Here is a 20,196-nt window from a genome sequence, read left to right on the forward strand (position 1 = left end):
CCGGATTGCCCTTTGTCGGGTTGCATTGATCCGCCTGAGGGCAAAGGGGTAGTTGGTCGCTGACACGGGACCACTACCCCTTTTTCATACTTATATAGATTTCCCTACACCATGAATTCTGCAAACCGCAAACCGCTACCGGGCACCAAGCTGGATTACTTCGACGCGCGCGCCGCCGTTGAGGCCATCCAGCCGGGTGCCTACGACAAGCTGCCGTACACGTCGCGCGTGCTGGCAGAAAACCTGGTGCGCCGCTGCGAGCCCGCCACGCTGACGGATTCGCTGAAGCAGCTGATCGAGCGCAAGCGCGACCTCGACTTCCCGTGGTTCCCCGCGCGCGTGGTGTGCCACGACATCCTGGGCCAGACCGCGCTGGTGGACCTGGCCGGCCTGCGCGACGCCATTGCCGACCAGGGCGGCGACCCCGCCAAGGTCAACCCGGTGGTGCCGGTGCAGCTGATCGTCGACCACTCGCTGGCAGTGGAATGCGGTGGCTTCGACCCGCAGGCGTTCGAGAAAAACCGCGCCATCGAGGACCGCCGCAACGAAGACCGTTTCCATTTCATCGACTGGACCAAGAAGGCGTTCAAGAACGTCGACGTGATCCCGCCGGGCAACGGCATCATGCACCAGATCAACCTGGAAAAGATGTCGCCCGTGATCCACGCAGACCATGGCGTGGCCTACCCCGATACCTGCGTCGGTACCGACAGCCACACCCCGCACGTCGATGCGCTGGGCGTGATCGCCATCGGCGTGGGCGGCCTGGAAGCCGAGAACGTGATGCTCGGCCGCGCCTCGTGGATGCGCCTGCCGGATATCGTCGGCGTCGAGCTGACTGGCAAGCGCCAGCCCGGCATCACCGCTACCGACATCGTGCTGGCCCTGACCGAATTCCTGCGCAAGGAAAAAGTGGTCGGCGCCTACCTGGAGTTCCGCGGCGAAGGCGCGTCGAGCCTGACGCTCGGCGACCGCGCCACCATCTCCAACATGGCCCCGGAATACGGCGCCACCGCGGCGATGTTCTTCATCGACGAGCAGACCATCGAATACCTGCGCCTGACCGGCCGCACGGACGAGCAGCTCAAGCTGGTCGAAACGTACGCCAAGACCGCGGGCCTGTGGGCGGATTCGCTGCAGAACGCCGAATACGAGCGCGTGCTGAAGTTCGACCTGTCGAGCGTGGTGCGCAACATGGCCGGCCCGTCGAACCCGCACAAGCGCCTGCCGACCTCGGCGCTGGCCGAGCGTGGCATCGCCGTGGACCTGGACAAGGCCCGCGCGCAGGAGGCCGAAGGCCTGATGCCCGATGGCGCCGTGATCATCGCCGCCATTACCAGCTGCACCAACACCAGCAACCCGCGCAACGTGATCGCCGCCGCGCTGCTGGCACGCAACGCCAACGCGCGCGGCCTGACGCGCAAGCCGTGGGTCAAGTCGTCGCTGGCGCCTGGCTCCAAGGCGGTCGAGCTGTACCTGGAAGAAGCGAACCTGCTGCCTGACCTGGAAAAGCTCGGCTTCGGCATCGTCGCGTTCGCGTGCACTACCTGCAATGGCATGTCCGGCGCGCTCGATCCGAAGATCCAGCAGGAAATCATCGACCGCGACCTGTACGCCACCGCCGTGCTGTCCGGCAACCGCAACTTCGACGGCCGCATCCACCCGTACGCCAAGCAGGCCTTCCTGGCCTCGCCGCCGCTGGTGGTCGCCTACGCCATTGCCGGCACCATCCGCTTCGATATCGAAAAGGATGTGCTGGGCACGGACCAGGACGGCAAGCCGGTCTACCTGAAGGACATCTGGCCGACCGATGAAGAGATCGACGCCATCGTCAGGCAAAGCGTGAAGCCCGAGCAGTTCCGCAAGGTCTACGAGCCGATGTTCGCGCTGACCGCCGAAACCGGCGAGAGCGCCGCGCCGCTGTACGACTGGCGCCCGCAGAGCACCTATATCCGCCGTCCGCCGTACTGGGAAGGCGCGCTGGCCGGCGAGCGCACGCTCCAGGGCCTGCGTCCGCTGGCGGTGCTGGGCGACAACATCACCACCGACCACCTGTCGCCGTCCAACGCGATCCTGCTGAACAGCGCGGCCGGCGAGTACCTGGCCAAGATGGGCCTGCCGGAAGAGGACTTCAACTCGTACGCGACGCACCGGGGCGACCACCTGACGGCGCAGCGCGCCACCTTCGCCAACCCCACGCTCATCAATGAAATGGCCGTGGTCGACGGCCAGGTCAAGAAGGGTTCGCTGGCGCGCATCGAGCCGGAAGGCAAGGTCGTGCGCATGTGGGAAGCGATCGAGACCTACATGGACCGCAAGCAGCCGCTGATCATCATCGCCGGCGCGGACTATGGCCAGGGTTCGTCGCGCGACTGGGCCGCCAAGGGTGTGCGCCTGGCCGGCGTGGAAGTGATCGTTGCCGAAGGCTTCGAGCGCATCCACCGCACCAACCTGATCGGCATGGGCGTGCTGCCGCTGGAGTTCAAGCCGGGCGTGAACCGCCTGACGCTGGGGCTGGACGGCACCGAGACCTATGACGTGATCGGCGAACGCCAGCCGCGCGCCACGCTGACGCTGGTGGTGCATCGCAAGAATGGCGAGCGCGTGGAAGTGCCGGTGACTTGCCGCCTCGACAGCGACGAGGAAGTTTCGATCTATGAGGCTGGCGGGGTGCTGCAGCGGTTTGCGCAGGACTTCCTGGAGTCGAGCAAGGCGGCGGCATAACAAGTTGCCGAGTGTTTGCTCCCCTCTCCCGCGCGCGGGAGAGGGGCCGGGGGTGAGGGCCGGCGCGTGCAGCACCGAAGCGCTTCACTTCGTGGGTGCTCCCGCCCTCACCCCCACCCCTCTCCCCCTTCGCGGGAGAGGGGAGCGTCCGCCAGGGGTGCCGGCTACGATCGGCTCCCTTCGCATACCTAACCACGACATTCATTCCCATGGCCCACGTACCCCAGATCAAGATCCCCGCCACCTACATCCGTGGCGGCACCAGCAAGGGCGTGTTCTTCCGCCTGCAAGACCTGCCCGAGACCGCGCAGGCCCCCGGCCCCGCCCGCGACGCACTGCTGATGCGCGTGATCGGCAGCCCCGACCCGTACGGCAAGCAGATCGACGGCATGGGCGGCGCCACCTCCAGCACCAGCAAGACCGTAATCGTGTCGAAGAGCACGCGTGCGGACCACGATGTCGACTACCTGTTCGGCCAGGTCTCGATCGACCAGTCGTTCGTGGACTGGAGCGGCAACTGCGGCAACCTGTCCGCAGCGGTCGGCCCGTTCGCCATCAGCGCCGGCCTGCTCGACCCGAGCCGCATCCCGCAGAACGGCGTTGCCACCGTGCGCATCTGGCAAGCCAATATCGGCAAGACCATCATCGGCCACGTGCCCATCACCAACGGTGAAGTGCAGGAAACCGGTGACTTCGAACTCGACGGCGTGACGTTCCCGGCCGCCGAAGTGCAGCTCGAGTTCATGGACCCGGCCGCCGAGGAAGAAGGCGCCGGCGGCGCGATGTTCCCGACCGGCAACGTGGTCGACGACCTGGAAGTGCCGGGCGTCGGCACGCTCAAGGCGACCATGATCAACGCCGGCATCCCGACCATCTTCGTCAATGCGGAGAGCATCGGCTATACGGGCACCGAACTGCAGGACGCCATCAACAGCGATACCAAGGCGCTGGCGATGTTCGAGACCATCCGCGCCTATGGCGCGCTGCGCATGGGCCTGATCAAGGACGTGGACGAGGCCGCCAAGCGCCAGCACACGCCCAAGGTCGCATTCGTGGCCAAGCCGGCCGACTACACCGCCTCCAGCGGCAAGAAGGTGGCTGCGGCCGACGTCGACCTGCTGGTGCGTGCGCTCTCGATGGGCAAGCTGCACCACGCGATGATGGGCACGGCGGCCGTTGCCATCGGCACCGCGGCGGCCATCCCCGGCACGCTGGTCAACCTGGCTGCCGGCGGCGGCGAACGCAACGCAGTGCGTTTCGGGCACCCCTCCGGCACGCTGCGCGTGGGCGCCGAGGCGCAGCAGGTCAATGGCGAATGGGCCGTCAAGAAGGCCATCATGAGCCGCAGCGCGCGCGTGCTGATGGAAGGCTGGGTGCGCGTGCCGGGCGACGCGTTCTGACCCTTGCCCTCCCGCGAGGCCGCTCATGTCCACCGGCACGCCGTCCACGCAACGCCCCGATCCGGACCAGGTGCTGGTCGACATCGTCGACTATGTCACCGGCTACGAGATCAGGAGCGGCCTCGCCTACGATACCGCCCGCAACTGCCTGATCGACACACTCGGCTGCGGGCTCGAAGCCCTGTCCTACCCGGCCTGCACCAAGCTGCTCGGCCCCGTCGTCCCGGGCACGATCGTGCCCAACGGCGCGCGCGTGCCGGGCACCCAGTTCCAGCTCGACCCGGTCCAGGCCGCGTTCAACATCGGCGCGATGATCCGCTGGCTGGATTTCAACGACACCTGGCTGGCCGCCGAATGGGGCCACCCGTCCGACAACCTCGGCGGCATCCTCGCCACCGCGGATTGGATCTCGCGCAACGACATTGCCGCCGGCCGCAAGCCACTGACGATGAGGGCCGTGCTCACGGCCATGATCAAGGCGCATGAGATCCAGGGCTGCATTGCGCTGGAAAACTCGTTCAACAAGGTGGGCCTGGACCACGTGGTGCTGGTCAAGGTGGCGTCCACCGCCGTGGTCGCGCAAATGCTGGGGCTGACGCGCGACGAGATCATCAACGCGGTGTCGCTGGCTTGGGTCGACGGCCAGAGCCTGCGCACCTATCGCCATGCGCCCAACACCGGCAGCCGCAAGAGCTGGGCCGCCGGCGATGCCACCAGCCGCGCGGTGCGGCTGGCTCTGATCGCGCGCACCGGTGAAATGGGCTACCCGTCGGTGCTGACAGCGAAGACGTGGGGCTTCTATGACGTGCTGTTCAAGGGACAGCCGTTCAAATTCCAGCGGCCGTACGGTACATACGTGATGGAGAACGTGCTGTTCAAGGTCGCGTTCCCGGCCGAGTTCCATGCGCAGACCGCGGTGGAAGCGGCCATGCAGCTGCATGGCGCGCTCGCGCTCGCCGGGCACGGGGCCGCGGATATTGCATCCATCACCATCCGCACCCATGAGGCGTGCCTGCGCATCATCGACAAGAAAGGCCCGCTCAGCAATCCCGCTGACCGCGACCATTGCATCCAGTACATGGTGGCGGTGCCATTGCTGTTCGGGCGCCTGACCGCCGCGGACTATGAGGATGATGTTGCGGCCGACCCGCGCATCGACGCGCTGCGCGCCAGGATCACCTGCGTGGAAGATCCGGCGCTGACGCGCGACTACCACGATCCCGACAAGCGCTCGATCGCCAATGCGCTGACCGTGACGCTGGATGACGGCACCGTGCTCGACGAAGTGCTGGTCGAGTATCCCCTCGGCCACATGCGCCGCCGCGCCGAGGGCATCCCGCTGCTGGTGGAGAAATTTCGCGCCAACCTGGCGCGGCGCTTCCCGCCGAAGCAGCAGCAGGCCATCCTGGCGGTATCGCTGGACCAGGCGCGCCTGGAGGCGATCGCGGTCAATGAATATCTCGATATGTATGCGATTTAGTTTATCGCCCGGCGGTGTTCATGCCGAATCGGCATAACCCCTCAAGATTCTCCTAACGTATAGTCTCTGCCGCTGCCCGCCACGCAGCCTGAACACAGGCCTGGTGGACAGCCGACGCCTGCATGTGGCCGGCACCATTCCACCCAAAAGGTATGTGCCGCCACGTCTATACGCGCCTACACGTTCGTATATATACCGAGGAGAATCATGAACCGTTTTGCCCGCGTCACCACGCTGGCTGCCGCCCTGCTGTCGGCCAGCCTCATCAGCGGCACCGCCAGTGCGCAACTGGCAACGGCCGCCCAGCCGTCCGCCGCGCCCGCCACGGCTCCCGCTCAAGCCCGCAAGGCCAATATCGTCATCATCGGTACCGGCGGCACGATTGCCGGCGCCGGCGCATCGGCCATCAATACCGCGGCCTACCAGTCCGCCGTGGTGCCGGTCGACAAGATCATCGCGTCGGTCCCGGAAGTCTCCAAGGTTGCCAACGTCAAGGGCGAGCAGATCTTCCAGATCGGCTCGGAAAGCTTCAACAACGAACGCCTGCTGAAACTGGGCAAGCGCGTGTCGGAACTGCTCAAGCAGCCCGATGTCGACGGCATCGTCATCACGCACGGCACCGACACCATTGAGGAAACCGCGTACTTCCTCAACCTGACGCTGAAGAGCGACAAGCCGGTGGTGGTGGTCGGCTCGATGCGCCCGGGCACGGCGCTGGGCGCGGACGGCGCACTGAACCTGTATGACGCGGTGCTGGTAGCCTCCAATCCCGCTTCGAAAGGCAAGGGCACGCTGGTGGTGCTGAACGACGAGATCCACACCGGCCGCGACGTCACCAAGAGCAATACCTTCAAGGCGGAGACTTTCCGCTCGCAGTTCGGCCCGCTGGGCTACGTGGTGGAAGGCCGCTCGCTGTTCTACCGCCTGCCGGCGCGCCCGCACACGCTGCAGACCGAGTGGGATATCGACAAGATCGACAAGCTGCCTGAAGTGGCCGTGGTCTACGCCTATGGCAACGTCAATCCGGCCAGCATCGACGCCGCGGTGAAGAACGGCGCCAAGGCCATCATCTACGCCGCCACCGGCAACGGCAGCGTCGGCGACTACATGGTCGAGCCGCTCAAGGCAGCGCGCGCCAAGGGCGTGCAGATCGTGCGTGCCTCGCGCACTGGCAGCGGCGTGGTGGTCCGCAATGCGGAGCAGCCGGACGACAAGTACGACTGGATCGTCACCGATGACCAGCTGCCGCAGAAGGCGCGCATCCTGATGGCGCTGGCACTGACCCAGACCAGCGACCCGAAGGCGCTGCAGCAGGTTTTCTGGAAGTACTGATGCCGTACTGATGGCGGCGCGGGCGTGTCGGCGCCGATGCCAGACGCGCCCGCCTTCTCTTCTGGGCCCCCTCCCAATTGTGGGAGAGGGAAAAAGCCCCCTCACCCCGGAAACCGGCTGACCACCTTATTGGAAGCGCATTCGCGCCAGTTTACTGGCGCGCAACGGTGTGGGACGCAAGTTCTGGCGGTTAATTGCATTTTAAAGCGGAAGCCAGCGCGCATGCGCTGGTCCTCCAGCGACTCAGAACATGGCGCTGCTCATCAACGCCTTTGCCACCAGCACGCCTTCGTCGGCGGCCTCGGCGTAGACCGACACCTCGGTCGCCACCTGCCGCCGGCCACGCCGCACCACTGTCGCCACGGCGCGCAACGCCGCCCCTTGCGCCGGCGCAAGGTACTGGACGGACAGCGAACTGGTCGCCCCTCCCTTCACTTCGTCGGCGCTGGCTCCGGACGCTGCGGCCGCGGCGCCGGCAATATCGACCAGGGTGGCGATTACCCCACCGTGCACGGTGCTGCCATGGGTCACATTGGTCGGCAGGAACGGCATTTCGAGTTCGACATGCTCGGGGGCGAGGCTCGCCAGCCGCACGCCAAGCGCCCGCGCGACTGGCGAGCCCAGCAGGATGTTGTCGATCATCGCGTGCATGCGGGGGTCGACGGCGGCATCGCGGCGCGAGGGGGCGAGAGTGGCAATGGCTTGCAGCATGGGGCGGCTCCAGGGTGTGGTCCTTGCGGGTATGGCTGGAGGGTAGTGGCTGCGATGACCCGGCTCAATTACGTGGGACGTAGTTGGCTTGCGGCCCGCCCGCGCCCGGCAGGCCACCACCCGGACCCCGTATAATGTCCCCCCGTTTCACCCCAACCCCGCTCCCGACACCATGCCGCAGTCTTTCGAATCCGCCCCGCTCCGCCCCGAAACGGACACCGGCAATACGGATTCCACGCTGTCCGACCGTCCGGACAGCCCCTGTGTCGGCATCTGCTCCACGCTGTTCGATGAAATCTGCCAGGGCTGCGGCCGCACCGCAGCCGAGGTCAGCAACTGGGTATTCTTCAGCGATGCTGAAAAGCAGGCGGTGTGGGAGCGCATCACGCGCGAGGGCACGGCCCGACGCTTCCGGCAGGGCTGACACCCACCTTCGCCGACCGGCCGCTCAGCCGCCCGCCAGGCGCCGCTCCATGTCTTCGACTTCGCGCCGCTCCAGGCGCTGCCGTGCAAGCTTGCGCCAGCTTTCCGCCAGCGGAACCAGCCCGGCCATGTCGCCGAGCGCGGCGTAGTCGAGCCGGTCGACATACAGTACGCGCAGCAGCCGCTGCAGCGGCCATTGCGGATATGGACGCGCCACCAGCGCCAGCGTATCGCCCGCGCCTGCCTCGCCATCTTCCAGCACGCGGTAGTACCACCCGGTGCGCAGGCTCTGCTGCACCGCCCGCGACATGCCGGGATAGCCGAAACGGTGGTTGAGCTTGAAGCACGGCTGGCGTGCCTGCGAGACCTCGACCAGCGCGGTGCCGAGCCGGAAACGGTCGCCGATGCAGATATCGGCCTCGGTCAGCCCCTGCGTGCTCAGGTTCTCGCCGAATGCACCTGGAGCGTCGAGCACGGCAATGCCGGCCGCGCCCTGTTCCGCCAGTTCGGCACGCCAGCCGGGGTAGTGGTCGCGCGGATAGTGGTGCAGCGCCTTTTCCGGGCCGCCGTGATGGCGGGGATCGCCCTGCTGGTCGCCTTCCAGCCCGAGCGAGCCGATGCGCACACGCCCGCTGGCGGCTGACTTGGCGATGCCGCTGGGTACACCCCTGGGCCCGAACGGCCGCACTTCGCCAACAAGCACTGCGTCGATCACGGCCCGCACATGCGACGCCGGCGGCGGCACCGGCAATGCTGAGGTGCTCACAGCCCCGCCTGCTCCAGCCAGCGGGCAAACATGCGTTCGCCTGCCGCCGCCACGCTCGCGCCGACTTCCGCCGTGCGCGCCCGGATGGTGCGCGGGTCGATGCCGGCCTTGCCGAGTTCGACGGTATGGCCGATCAGCCAGGCCTCGATGTCGCCGGGCAGCACTTCGGGATGGAATTGCAGCGCCAGCACCTGGTTGCCGATGGCGTACGCCTGGTTCGTCACCGCCGCCGTGGACGCCAGCAGTTCGGCGCCGGGCGGCAGGTCGAAGGTATCGCCATGCCAGTGCAGCACTTCCCAGCCGGCCGCGCCGAGCTCACCAAGCGCCGAATCTAGTCCTGCCGGCGTCGGCACGATCGGCGCCCAGCCGATCTCGCGCGTACCGGGATACACGCGCGCGCCGGCGGCACGGGCGATCAGCTGCGCGCCCAGGCAAACCCCGATCATCTTGCCGCCGGCGGCCAGCCGCTGGCGGATCAGCGCGATTTCGCCTTCCAGCCACGGATAGGCATCGGTCTCGTAGACGCCGATCGGGCCGCCCAGGATCAGCAGCAGGTCGGCCGGGTCATCGACGATGGGCCGCAGGTCGTCGACGCCCGCCTGGAATGCCCGCAGCGCATGGCCGCGCGCGCGCAGCGCGTTGCCGATCACGCCCGCATGCTCGAATGCGAGGTGCTGGATGACATGGGTGGTGCGTGTGGCCATGGGCGACTCCTGCCGATCGGAAAGGGCCCTAATGGTAGCGCCAACGGCCATGCGGCGAGAAAACCACGGAGGGATATCACCTATTGCGGCGGCATCCCGGCACGGAATGCCGCCATGGTGCGCTATTTTGCCGCAGCCGGAACCAAGATCAGGGCTTCGGCCTGCGCGGGTGCCAAGGGCATGGTCACGTACTCCACCGCCGCCCATTTGCCGGTCCAGTCGCGATAGCGCGGCAGCAACGCGTTGCCGGACTGCCCCGTCGAATCCATGAAGCGCGAACCCGGCAGGTCGGCCAGGTCATACAGCGCCCGCACGCTGGCGGCATGGGTATTCTCGAACGGCGCCTTCTCGTCGCGCAGGTTGTGGCGGCCGACGTTGACCGTATACGTGTCGCCGCCGGTCGGCACGCGCAGGTTGAACAGCGGCGACAGGTACGCGACCTTGCCGAACGGCTTGTGCTCGGAACGGGCCGCATGCGCTTCGCCCCAGCGCCAGCGTGTCGGGTCGTCGCCATAGCGGCGCGACAGGTCGGCCATGGCCTGGGTCCAGGCATCGGCGATCGCGTCGTTGCAGCTTTCTGCGGGGCGCGTGTGCGGACGGTCGCACCAGAATGCCCCCAGCTTGCCGGGATCGCGCAGGATATTCAGCATCGGCTGCTGCACGTTGCGCTGGTCCCACAGCCGCACAAAGATCGCCTCGCCGACCTTTTCCTCGAACAGCCGCCGCGACAGCTCGCGCAGCCAGGCGGTGACCACCAGCGGCTCGGCGCGCTCGGCGTCCATGGTGCCGTCCCACTCGCGCAGCGCATCGAGCAGCGCGCGCTCGCGCTGCGGCCGTGCGCCGTCGTGGCTGACCGGTGCGGCCAGCAGCAGCGGCAAGGCATCGCGCACGGCCAGCGACAGCACGTCTTTCTGGATCGCGGCGAAGGTGTCGAAGGTGTGTCTGGGCGTGGCCGCCAGCAGCGCATGGATGCGGTCATGCCGATACGGCACCGTCCATTCGCTGGTGATGAAGTACGGGTAGTCAGGCGGCACGATGCGCTGGTTGGCGGTCACGATCACGCCTTCGGCCGGGTTGTAGCGCTGCGGCAAGGCCTCGAACGGGATAAAGCCGGCCCAGTCATAGCGCGCTTCCCAGCCCGGTGCGGGCGCCAGGCCCTTCAGGTCGTTGTCGGCGCGGCGCAGCGGTACCCGGCCCGGCGCAAAGAAGCCGATATTGCCGTCGACATCGGCGTAGACGATGTTCTGCTGCGGAGAATGGAAGTCGCGCAGCGCGGCGGTAAAGCTGGCCCAGTCGCGCGCCTCGTTCATCTTCATGCCGGCCTGGAAGGTACGGTCGTCCGGACGCAGCGCGGTCCACTGGAACGCGACCACGTATTGCGCGCCAAGCGGCCCGGCCGCGGCGGACAGCGGCTCGGACACGTCCGAGACCACCGGCCCGTGGCGCGTGCTGCGGACCTTCAGCGTCACGTCGGACGCGCCCTTGACCCGGATGGTCTCGGTGCGGGTCTCGAAGGTGGCCCACCCGTCCGGCGTCTGGTACTGGGTTTCGCTGCCGGGCCGCAGCCGTTCGATAAACAGGTCCTGCACATCTGGCGCGGTATTGGTCAGGCCCCATGCAATGCGGTCGTTGTGCCCGAGCACCACCACCGGAATGCCGGGCAGCGTGGCGCCGGCCACGTCGAGTCCCGGGGCCGTCATGCGCGCGAAGTACCACAGCGCCGGCGCCTGCAAACCCAGGTGCGGGTCGTTGGCCAGCATCGGCTTGCCCGATCGCGTGTGCGCGCCGGAAACCACCCAGTTGTTCGAGCCCATGCCCTCGACATAGCCCGGCGGCGCCTTGTCGCCGACGCTGGCCATCGCATTCGCCAGCGGCGCCAACTGCTTGTACAGGTGGCCGTAATCCATGGTGCGCAGCGGCTGCTCGCCCGGGTACGGCGCCAGCAGTTCGCTGATGCGCGCCACCGGCAGCACCTGCGCCAGGCGCATGCGCAGCGTTTCCTGGTTCCAGTTGCCGCCCAGGTCCCAGGCCATCATGGTCTGCCAGCCCAGCGTATCGGCCGGCTCCCAGCGCTCCGGCTGCGTGCGCAGCAGCAGGAATTCAGGCGGCAGCGGTCCCTGCCGGTGGTCGATCCACGCATTGACGCCGTCGGCGTATGCCTGCAGTGCGGCCCGCGTCTGCGGCGAGGCCTGCGCAAGGATCGCTTCGGCGTTGCGCCGCACGCCCAGCGTGCGCAGGAACTTGTCGGTATCGAATGCGGAGGGGCCCAGGATCTCGGCGAGCCGTCCGGCCACCACGCGCTTGTTCATCTGCATCTGCCACAGCCGGTCCTGCGCGTGGACATAACCGAGCGCAAACCAGGCGTCGGCCTTGCTGGCGGCACGGATCTGCGGCACGCCGTTGCCGTCGCGCACGATGGTGACCTGGCCGTGCAGGCCTGGCAGCGCAACGGTACCCGATGCAGGCGGCTGCGCCGCCTGGCGATACCAGATGAAGGCCCCCGCCGTGCCGGCTATCGCCAGCACCAGCAGCCATCCCACAAGCCTGGCCAGATGACCGAACCAGCGCATCGTTGCTCCCCTCTTATCCTTGTCGTTGTGCAGTCCCGGCGACTGCCGCCGCTTCGTCGGCGGCGATGCAAAAAATGCCCGGACCAGCCGGGCATTTTCCCATGTCGCGCAGGCCTCAGGCGGCCGGTTTCTTCATTTGCAGGGACTTGTATTCGAGGAATTCCTCCAGCCCGTACTTGCCGGCCTCGCGCCCGTTGCCCGACTGCTTGTAGCCGCCGAACGGCGCGGCCATGTTGAACGGCCCGCCGTTGATGTCGACCTGGCCGGTGCGGATGCGCCGCGCCACGCGGATCGCGCGCGCCTCGTCGCCGGACCAGACGCCGCCGCCCAGCCCATAGATGCTGTCGTTGGCGATGCGCACCGCGTCTTCCTCGGTGTCATAGCAGATGATCGACAGCACCGGCCCGAAGATCTCCTCCTGCGCCACGGTGGCGCGCGGCTCGACATTGCCGAGCACGGTCGGCTTGACGAAGAAGCCCTGGTCCAGTCCTTCCGGCGCCTCGGGGCCGCCGGCCACCAGTTCAGCGCCCTCTTCCAGCCCGCGGCGGATATAGCCGGTGACGCGCTCCTTCTGCACCGCTGAGATCAGCGGTCCGAGCCTGGTGGTTTCCTGCAGCGGATCGCCGACGGTAAAGCCGGCCACGACCTTCTGCGCGATCGCCTTCACTTCGTCGTAGCGGGCACGCGGCACCAGCATGCGGGTATGCGCCGAGCAGGTCTGGCCCGAATTCAGGAAGCAGGCGCTGATCGTGCCCTTGACCGCCGCCGGCAGGTCGGCATCGTCGAGCACCACCGAGGCCGACTTGCCGCCCAGTTCCAGTGCCACGCGCTTGACCGTCTGCGACGCCAGCTCGGACACGCGCTTGCCGGCCCGGGTCGAACCGGTGAACGACACCATGTCGACCTCCGGATGGCTCGCCAGCACCTCGCCCACCACCGGGCCAAAGCCGGTCACCAGGTTGAACACCCCCGGCGGCAGGCCGGCGGCCTCGATCACCTCGGCCAGCACGAAGGCGTTCAGCGGCGCCACTTCCGACGGCTTGAGCACTACGGTGCAACCCGCGGCCAGCGCCGGCGCGACCTTCAGCGTGATCTGGTTGAGCGGGTAGTTCCACGGCGTGATCGCCGCCACCACGCCCACCGGCTCGCGCACCACCAGCGAATTGCCCACTTCTTCCTCGAAGCGGAAGGTATCGAGCAGCTTCGCGGTCTGTCCCCAGTTGTAGACCGGGCCGCCCACCTGGATCGCGCGCGCCAGCTTGATCGGCATGCCGACTTCGCCGGCGATCATCTGCGCCAGTTCTTCGCTGCGCGCCTTCAGTCCTTCGGCGACCTTGGCGATATAGCCGGCGCGCACCGACGCGGGCGTCGCCGCCCAGCCGTCAAAGGCAGCGCGCGCGGCCTGGATGGCGTCTTCGGCGTCGCGCGGCGAGCCTTCGGGAATGGTCCCCATCACTGCTTCGGTGCTGGAATGGATGACGTCGATGGTGCCGGTACCGTGGGGGGCGACCCACTTGCCGTTGATAAACAGTTTGTCTCGTTGTTGCATGGCCACAGTTCTCGGTTGGTGCTGAGTTTGACGGATGAGCAACCGCAATTTTTTGTTACTTTTATGGTGCACGCACATTGTAGAGCGGTTTGGAGACTATGTTTCCAGCCCTGGCAGCCCCCGCGCCGGCCGCTACTTGTCAAATGGCGATAATCGGCCGCACCCACAAAACGGGATGCTCGCACGGACGGCCGGCATAACAAGGGAGCGAGACACATGGTCGATCCGATCTACCGCAAGACGGATGCGGGACAGGACGAGATCAGGACGCGCGCGCGCAAGCTGGACCACAAGCTGCGCGCGCTGCTGTTGATGGTCAACGGCGAGCGCCGCGGGGAAGACCTGCTGGCGCAGGTGGCAGGCATGGGCGTCGGGCCCGATGCCCTGGACATGCTGGCCGCCCAGGGGCTGGTCGAGCCAGTGCAGGAGGCGGCACCGGCGATGTCGGCTGCCGTTGGGGATGCCCCTGCACGCGCTTCGGCCGCCGCGGCGGATACCAACCTGTTCTCGGTGTACGCGATGCGGCACGCGCCTGCAGCCGAGCCGGAGGCGACCCTTGACCCGGTACAGCCGACGCACTCTGCCGCCGAGATCGACGCGTTCCAGCACCTCTACCACTTCTATACCGAAGTCATCGGCCAGCACCTGGGCCTGCGCGGCTACATGCTGCAGGTCAAGGTGGAAAAGGCGCAGGACTTGCCTGCGCTGCTGATCCTGCGCGAGCCGCTGCACGCGGCGCTGCTCAGGGCCAAGGGCGAAATCACGGCGCATGCGATCCTGCGTGAACTGGACACCATCGCGCAAGACCTACGGGCAGCAGCCGGATGAGCGCCCACCGGCGCACCAGATAACAAAAAGGCCGCCTCGGAAGGCGGCCTTTTCCATGGGCATGAGGCTAGCTCAGCCGTCGATTCCCTGCGACTGCAGGTACTCGTCATACGTACCCAGGTAGTCGGTCAGCGTACCGTCGGTGCGCACTTCGATCACGCGCGTGGCCAGGCCGCTGACGAACTCGCGGTCGTGCGACACGAAGATCAGCGTGCCCTGGAACTTGTCCAGCGCGATCTGCATCGACTCGATCGATTCCATGTCCATGTGGTTGGTCGGCTCGTCCAGCGCCAGCACGTTATGGCGGCCCAGCATCAGCTTGCCCCAGATCATGCGGCCCTTCTCGCCCCCGGACAGCACCTTGACGTTCTTCTTGATATCGTCGGCCGAGAACAGCAGGCGGCCCAGCGTGCCGCGCAGCGACGTCTCGTCATCGCCGGCCTGCGTCCACTGGCTCATCCAGTCCATCACGTCGCGGTCCGCGGGGAATTCCTCGTAGGTGTCCTGCGGCATGTAGCCCACGTTGGCGTTTTCCGCCCACTTGATCTCGCCGCGGTCCACTTCGACGCCGCGCTGCACGCCGGTCTGCACCGCGCCGTTCAGCAGGCTGCGCAGCAGCGTGGTCTTGCCCGCGCCGTTCTCGCCGATGATTGCCACGCGCTCGCCGGCCTGGATGGCCATCGACAGGTTATTGATGATCTTGCGGTCGTAGCTCTTGGTGACGCCTTCCACCTCGACCGCCAGGTTGTGCAGCTTCTTCTCGAACTCGAAGCGGATGAACGGGTTCTGGCGCGACGACGGCTTGATGTCCTCGACCTTGATCTTCTCGATCTGCTTGGCGCGCGAGGTGGCCTGGCGTGCCTTGGACTTGTTGGCCGAGAAGCGGCGCACAAAGTCCTGTAGTTCGCTGATGCGCTCCTTGGCGCGCGCGTTGGCGGCCATCTGGCGCTCGCGGGCCTGCATCGACGCTTCCATGTAGTCGTCGTAGTTGCCCGGGTAGACCTTGAGCGTGCCGTAGTCCATGTCGGCCATATGGGTGCAGACCGAGTTCAGGAAGTGGCGATCGTGGGAGATGATGATCATGGTGGAGTTGCGCTCGTTGAGCACGGTCTCCAGCCAGCGGATCGTGTTGATGTCCAGGTTGTTGGTCGGCTCGTCCAGCAGCAGCACGTCCGGGTTCGAGAACAGTGCCTGCGCCAGCAGCACGCGCAGCTTCCAGCCCGGCGCGACGTCGCTCATCGGGCCCTGGTGCTGCGCGGTGGGAATGCCCACGCCCAGCAGCAGTTCGCCGGCGCGCGCCTCGGCGGTGTAGCCGTCGTATTCGGCGTACTTGGCCTCCAGCTCGGCGGCCTTCATGTAGTCTTCGTCGGTCGCTTCCGGGTTGGCGTAGATGGCGTCGCGCTCCTGCGCGGCGGCCCACATCTCGGTGTGGCCCATCATCACCACGTCCAGCACGCGCATGTCTTCATAGGCGAACTGGTCCTGGCGCAGCTTGCCCAGGCGGATGCCCGGCTCCAGCATGACGTTGCCGGACGACGGCTCGAGGTCGCTGCCCAGGATCTTCATGAAGGTGGACTTGCCGCAGCCGTTCGCGCCGATCAGGCCGTAGCGGTTGCCCTCGCCGAACTTGACCGAGATATTCTCGAACAACGGCTTGGGGCCGAACTGCATGGTGATGTTTGCGGTAGAAAGCACGTCTGGAACCTTGTCTGGAGAATGTGGCGCCGCGGCACGGGCCGCATTGCGCAGGTTGTAGCACCGGGGTGCACCCCATGCCGTTCAGGGGCCGGCCTTGCCGGGAAGCATCGCGCCGTCCGGAGCATTCCGGAGCCATGGCTGGCGATGCGGCACGGGCCGCGCCCGGTTCTTGCGAGAACCCGGCAGGAAGTCAGGAAATAACCGCATATTCTACCATCCTGATGCATTCCTTGCACCCGGATGGCAGCGTGATGGTGGCTTGATGGCGGCATGGCGGCATGGCGGCATGGCGGCCAGCACGTGGCGGCCACGCTTCGCGCGCTGCGCTCAGGCCACCGGCGGCAGCACCGGATAGCCGGAAAACGCCATCGAGAACCCGTCGGCACGTGCGGCCAGCCGCACCTGCGCACCGACCGGCAGCGTCAGCTTGCGCGCGCAATGGCCGAACGGCAGGCCGGTCAGCACCGGCACTGGCAGCTGGTCGCGCAGGTAGGCCACCACGGCCTCCATGTCGTAGCCGTTGTCGTAGTCGGTGACGCGATAGTTGGAGAAGTCGCCCAGCACGATGGCGCGCTGGGTGCCGAGCACGCCGGCCTGCTGCAGCTGGACCAGCATCCGTTCGACCCGGTACGGCGGCTCGTTGATGTCTTCCAGGAACAGCACCCCGCCCTCGACCCGAGGCATGTAGGGCGTGCCGAGCAGGCTGCACAGCATCGCCAGGTTGCCGCCCCACAGCGTGCCGGACACTTCGCCGCTGAACGGCTGCGCGCCGGACTGGGGCGCCGCCACGTCGACCTGATAGGCCGGATCGCGCAGGATGCCCTCGAAGTGCTCCCACATATACGGCTCGACGCGGTCCGCGCCAAAGTCCGCCAGCAGCATCGGTCCGGAGAAACTGATGCCGCCGGTCGCAGCGAGGTAAGCGAGCTGGAAGGCAGTGAAGTCGCTGTGGCCGACGATGGGCGTGGCGCTGGCACGCGCCTGTTCGGCAATGCGGGCAAAGTCGACTTGCGCCAGCAGCCGGGCAATACCGTAGCCGCCGCGCACCGCCAGCGTCAGCTCATGCGGCGCGCCGGTGCCGATGGCATGCAGGTCGGCCAGCCGCTCGGCGTCGGTGCCGCCGAAGCGCAGGTAGCGCCGGGCCAGTACGTCCGGGTTGGTGGTGTGGTAGCCGTGCTGCTTGAGCCAGGCAACGCCGCGCGCGGCGACGGCGACGTCGTGCGGATAGCCGGACGAGGCGATCAGTCGGACTTCGGTATGCGGCGGCCTGTTGTTCGGCGTACTCATGCGTCGTTGGCGTTGTTGGCGTTGTTGGCGTCGTTGGCGTTGTTCTGGTCGGGAGGGGTTGGGCAGATGCAGCCCGCTTCAGTTCCGGCAGCATCTCGCGCGGCCTTTTGTGCGCGCCGGCGGGCGCCGAAGAAATCCTTCAGCATCTGCCCGCAGGTGTCGGCCAGCACGCCGCCCGCGATGGTGGTCTGGTGGTTGAGCTGGGCGTGCTCGAACAGGTTGAGCACGCTGCCCGCGGCACCGGTCTTGGGATCGGTGGCGCCGAACACCACGTGGCGCAGCCGCGCGTGCAGGATCGCGCCACTGCACATCGCGCACGGTTCCAGCGTCACATACAGCTCGCACTCCGGCATGCGGTAGTTGCCGACCACCTGCGCGGCGGCGCGCAGTGCCTGCATCTCGGCATGCGCGGAAGGATCGACCGCGCGGATCGGCAGGTTGTGGCCGCGCGCGATGATGGTGTCGTTCCAGACCACCACCGCGCCGACCGGGACTTCGCCGGCGGCCTCGGCCAGGCGCGCTTCTTCCAGCGCGGCGCGCATGTAGCGGGCATCGCGCGCGGCGGCCTCGGCCGGATCGTCCGGCAGCGCGCGCGGGGCGCGCAGCGGCAGCGGCGGCGTCTCTGGCATCGGCTGGCTCAGTCTTTCGCCGGCAGCACTGCCGGGGCGCTGACTTCGGCCCAGCAATTGGGGGTTTCGAACAGCACCAGCCTGGTCAGCTGCAGGTGGTGGCCGAAACAGTCCTTGAACACCGGCGCCAGGATGTCGAAGGCGACCTGGGCCAGGTTCTCGACGGTGGGAATGGCATCCAGCACCACGGTCTTGTGCCCTTCCATCGATTGCAGGAAGTTCAGCAGCGCGGTGTCGCCGCGATAGATCAGGAAGGCATGGTCCCACTTGTTGACCAGGTGCTCGTTGGCGAGCGCCTTGATATCGCCGAAGTCCAGGATCATGCCGTCATCCGAGGCGCCCTCGCGATGCAGCACCTCGCCCGACAGCGTCAGGTCGAGCCGGTAGCGGTGGCCGTGGATATTGCGGCACTGGCCGCAGTGGTTCGGGATGCGGTGGCCGGAGTCGAACTCCAGCCGGCGGGTAATGGAAACTTGTTTGCTCATGTGTAGCGGCGCCCTTTCCGTGGTCAAGGCCACCTGCGTTGGACGGGCGCCGCGCGTGCGCCCGAAGCCTCTATTGTGTACGTTTGCCGCGGGTTGGGCAAAACTCCGGCCCCGTACTCAGCGGATCCCCAGCAGCTTGTGGGTCTGCAGCGACAGCCGCCAGCGCGGATGGCGCTGGCAGAAGTCCACCGCGGCGGCCGTATTCTCGCGCTGCAGCGGGCCGTCCATGGGCTGCACCAGGAAATGCTCGAAATCAAGCTGCTCGTATGCGGCAAAGTCCTGGCCCGCCTGCGGGATCACGACCTTGAGCTCGTCGCCGCGCCTGACCACCAGCTCGGAACCCATCTTGGGACTCACGCAAACCCAGTCGATGCCGGGCGGCACGGCGATGGTGCCGTTGGTCTCGATGGCGATCTCGAAGCCCTGCGCATGCAGCGCATCGATCAGCGGCGCATCGAGCTGCAGCAACGGCTCGCCCCCGGTGCACACCACCAGCGGCTTGCCGCCCGCGCCCTGTGGCCATTCCGAGGCGACCACCGCGGCCAGTTCCCCGGCGGTACGGTACTTGCCGCCGCGGGTGCCATCGGTGCCGACGAAATCCGTGTCGCAGAACTGGCATACCGCGCTGGCGCGATCCTCTTCACGGCCGCTCCACAGGTTGCAGCCGGCGAAGCGGCAGAACACCGCGGCGCGGCCGGCGTTGGCGCCCTCGCCCTGCAGCGTATAGAAGATTTCCTTGACGGCGTATGTCATGCGTGGGGTCTCTCTGGGACCGTAAACGGATTAACGGCAGCGGATTATCGGCAGCCTTCGGGCTGGCCGGGTGTCTTGGTATGGTTGGGCTCGGCCAGGGGCCAGTCATGGCGGATCGATCGGCGGGACCGATGCCGCCCCAGGCGGCGCACGATCGTGGCAATCGCCGGCAGCGTGGGCGGGGGGCACCGGGTTTCCCGTGCAGGGCTCCGGGCACTGCCGGAGTATCCGCCCTGCGGCCTGTCGCAGGCTGCGTCCGGCCGCTCCGGACGCGGTTCGGACAACGAATAAGTATACCAGAGGGCTAAGGGTTTTCGCTTAGGGCCGGCGTGATGGCAAGGGCGACGCGTGCGTCGCCCGCCAGCAGGCAACCTGATTTAACATATCCTGCCATCGCCCCGGAATCCGGCGGAGCCACCGCCGCGCCCCCATGAACGCGCCGTTCCCCCTTCGCACGGAGTGCCCGCCTGGCGCCTGCATCTGCGGGCGTGAAGCGCTGTTGAGTGACCCCGACGCCGACCTGCGCGTGCTGCGGCTCACCCGCGTCGAAGAAAAGCGCCTGGTCGAACGGCTCGAGAACCTGACCAGCCTGGCCGAATTGCGCCGCATGGAGGGCCTGATGCAGGCCCAGCTGAACATTGTGCTGTCCATCACGCCCAGCGCGCGCGGGGTCAAGACCGTGCGCGGCATCAATATCCAGGTGCAGGAACAACCGGGGCTGTGCCGCAAGATCCGCCAGTCTATTCCCGCAGCCATCCGGCGCAGCATGGAGCAGCATCCGGAGATCGCCTATGCGATCGTCGATGCGCACGACCTGCTGGGCGGGAGCTGATGCGCACCCGGGACGCCCCTGCTCG

Annotated in this window: 17 protein-coding genes; 7 read left to right on the forward strand and 10 right to left on the reverse strand. The window is 67.2% G+C overall.

Annotated features, from left to right (window positions below; translation table 11 throughout):
* Positions 1-111 precede the first annotated feature (111 nt).
* The 4 genes from acnD (at position 112) to J8I34_RS01540 (ending at position 6,936) form a co-directional block, all read left to right on the forward strand.
* Positions 112-2,724, forward strand: coding sequence for a Fe/S-dependent 2-methylisocitrate dehydratase AcnD (gene acnD, locus J8I34_RS01525; protein ID WP_029045927.1), 2,613 nt, complete (start codon positions 112-114; stop codon positions 2,722-2,724).
* Between the two features lie 209 nt (positions 2,725-2,933).
* Positions 2,934-4,124 carry a 2-methylaconitate cis-trans isomerase PrpF gene (prpF, locus tag J8I34_RS01530; RefSeq protein ID WP_029045926.1) on the forward strand — a complete coding sequence of 397 codons (1,191 nt, stop codon included), beginning with the start codon at positions 2,934-2,936 and terminating at the stop codon, positions 4,122-4,124.
* A gap of 25 nt (positions 4,125-4,149) precedes the next feature.
* Positions 4,150-5,604, forward strand: a complete 1,455-nt coding sequence (locus tag J8I34_RS01535; RefSeq protein ID WP_029045925.1) for a bifunctional 2-methylcitrate dehydratase/aconitate hydratase — start codon at positions 4,150-4,152, stop codon at positions 5,602-5,604.
* Positions 5,605-5,811: 207 nt separating this feature from the next.
* On the forward strand, positions 5,812-6,936 hold the full coding sequence (locus tag J8I34_RS01540; protein WP_029045924.1) for an asparaginase: 1,125 nt from the start codon (positions 5,812-5,814) through the stop codon (positions 6,934-6,936).
* A gap of 243 nt (positions 6,937-7,179) precedes the next feature.
* Here J8I34_RS01540 and J8I34_RS01545 read toward each other — a convergent pair whose 3' ends face one another.
* On the reverse strand, positions 7,180-7,647 hold the full coding sequence (locus J8I34_RS01545; protein WP_209774361.1) for a PaaI family thioesterase: 468 nt from the start codon (positions 7,645-7,647) through the stop codon (positions 7,180-7,182).
* 172 nt (positions 7,648-7,819) lie between these two features.
* Between J8I34_RS01545 and J8I34_RS01550 the strand changes: the two genes are divergently transcribed.
* Positions 7,820-8,071, forward strand: coding sequence for a DUF1289 domain-containing protein (locus J8I34_RS01550; protein ID WP_245175716.1), 252 nt, complete (start codon positions 7,820-7,822; stop codon positions 8,069-8,071).
* A gap of 24 nt (positions 8,072-8,095) precedes the next feature.
* Here the strand turns inward: J8I34_RS01550 and J8I34_RS01555 are convergent, their stop codons facing one another.
* The 4 genes from J8I34_RS01555 to J8I34_RS01570 form a co-directional block, all read right to left on the reverse strand.
* Entirely contained in the window at positions 8,096-8,836 is a 741-nt protein-coding gene (locus J8I34_RS01555; protein ID WP_371748031.1) for an MOSC domain-containing protein, read from the reverse strand.
* A complete protein-coding gene (locus tag J8I34_RS01560; RefSeq protein ID WP_029045920.1) occupies positions 8,833-9,540 on the reverse strand; it encodes a glutamine amidotransferase in 708 nt (235 codons plus the stop codon). The genes J8I34_RS01555 and J8I34_RS01560 overlap by 4 nt, the downstream gene beginning before the upstream one ends.
* 122 nt (positions 9,541-9,662) lie before the next feature.
* A complete protein-coding gene (locus J8I34_RS01565) occupies positions 9,663-12,110 on the reverse strand; it encodes a penicillin acylase family protein (protein WP_209805191.1) in 2,448 nt (815 codons plus the stop codon).
* A gap of 115 nt (positions 12,111-12,225) precedes the next feature.
* Positions 12,226-13,659 carry an aldehyde dehydrogenase family protein gene (locus J8I34_RS01570; protein WP_209805192.1) on the reverse strand — a complete coding sequence of 478 codons (1,434 nt, stop codon included), beginning with the start codon at positions 13,657-13,659 and terminating at the stop codon, positions 12,226-12,228.
* A gap of 216 nt (positions 13,660-13,875) precedes the next feature.
* Here J8I34_RS01570 and J8I34_RS01575 point away from each other — a divergent pair, with 216 nt between their 5' ends.
* Positions 13,876-14,487 carry a hypothetical protein gene (locus tag J8I34_RS01575; protein ID WP_209805193.1) on the forward strand — a complete coding sequence of 204 codons (612 nt, stop codon included), beginning with the start codon at positions 13,876-13,878 and terminating at the stop codon, positions 14,485-14,487.
* Between the two features lie 72 nt (positions 14,488-14,559).
* Here J8I34_RS01575 and J8I34_RS01580 read toward each other — a convergent pair whose 3' ends face one another.
* The 5 genes from J8I34_RS01580 to queE all read right to left on the reverse strand — a co-directional run bounded on the left by J8I34_RS01580 (position 14,560) and on the right by queE (position 19,339).
* Positions 14,560-16,182 (reverse strand): ABC-F family ATPase, encoded by a 1,623-nt coding sequence (locus tag J8I34_RS01580; RefSeq protein WP_209805194.1) that lies wholly within the window; start codon positions 16,180-16,182, stop codon positions 14,560-14,562.
* Positions 16,183-16,512: 330 nt separating this feature from the next.
* Positions 16,513-17,472, reverse strand: a complete 960-nt coding sequence (gene ldcA / locus J8I34_RS01585) for a muramoyltetrapeptide carboxypeptidase (RefSeq protein ID WP_209774355.1) — start codon at positions 17,470-17,472, stop codon at positions 16,513-16,515.
* Complete coding sequence (gene tadA, locus J8I34_RS01590; protein WP_245175717.1) at positions 17,469-18,101, reverse strand: tRNA adenosine(34) deaminase TadA; 633 nt, start codon at positions 18,099-18,101, stop codon at positions 17,469-17,471. The genes ldcA and tadA overlap by 4 nt, the downstream gene beginning before the upstream one ends.
* Positions 18,102-18,109: 8 nt before the next feature.
* Positions 18,110-18,586 (reverse strand): 6-pyruvoyl trahydropterin synthase family protein, encoded by a 477-nt coding sequence (locus J8I34_RS01595; protein WP_209774353.1) that lies wholly within the window; start codon positions 18,584-18,586, stop codon positions 18,110-18,112.
* Positions 18,587-18,703: 117 nt separating this feature from the next.
* Positions 18,704-19,339, reverse strand: coding sequence for a 7-carboxy-7-deazaguanine synthase (gene queE / locus J8I34_RS01600; RefSeq protein WP_029045914.1), 636 nt, complete (start codon positions 19,337-19,339; stop codon positions 18,704-18,706).
* A gap of 430 nt (positions 19,340-19,769) precedes the next feature.
* Between queE and J8I34_RS01605 the strand changes: the two genes are divergently transcribed.
* Positions 19,770-20,171 carry a hypothetical protein gene (locus J8I34_RS01605; protein ID WP_209774351.1) on the forward strand — a complete coding sequence of 134 codons (402 nt, stop codon included), beginning with the start codon at positions 19,770-19,772 and terminating at the stop codon, positions 20,169-20,171.
* Positions 20,172-20,196 lie beyond the last annotated feature (25 nt).

Source organism: Cupriavidus phytohabitans, assembly GCF_017815025.1.
GTDB lineage: Bacteria > Pseudomonadota > Gammaproteobacteria > Burkholderiales > Burkholderiaceae > Cupriavidus.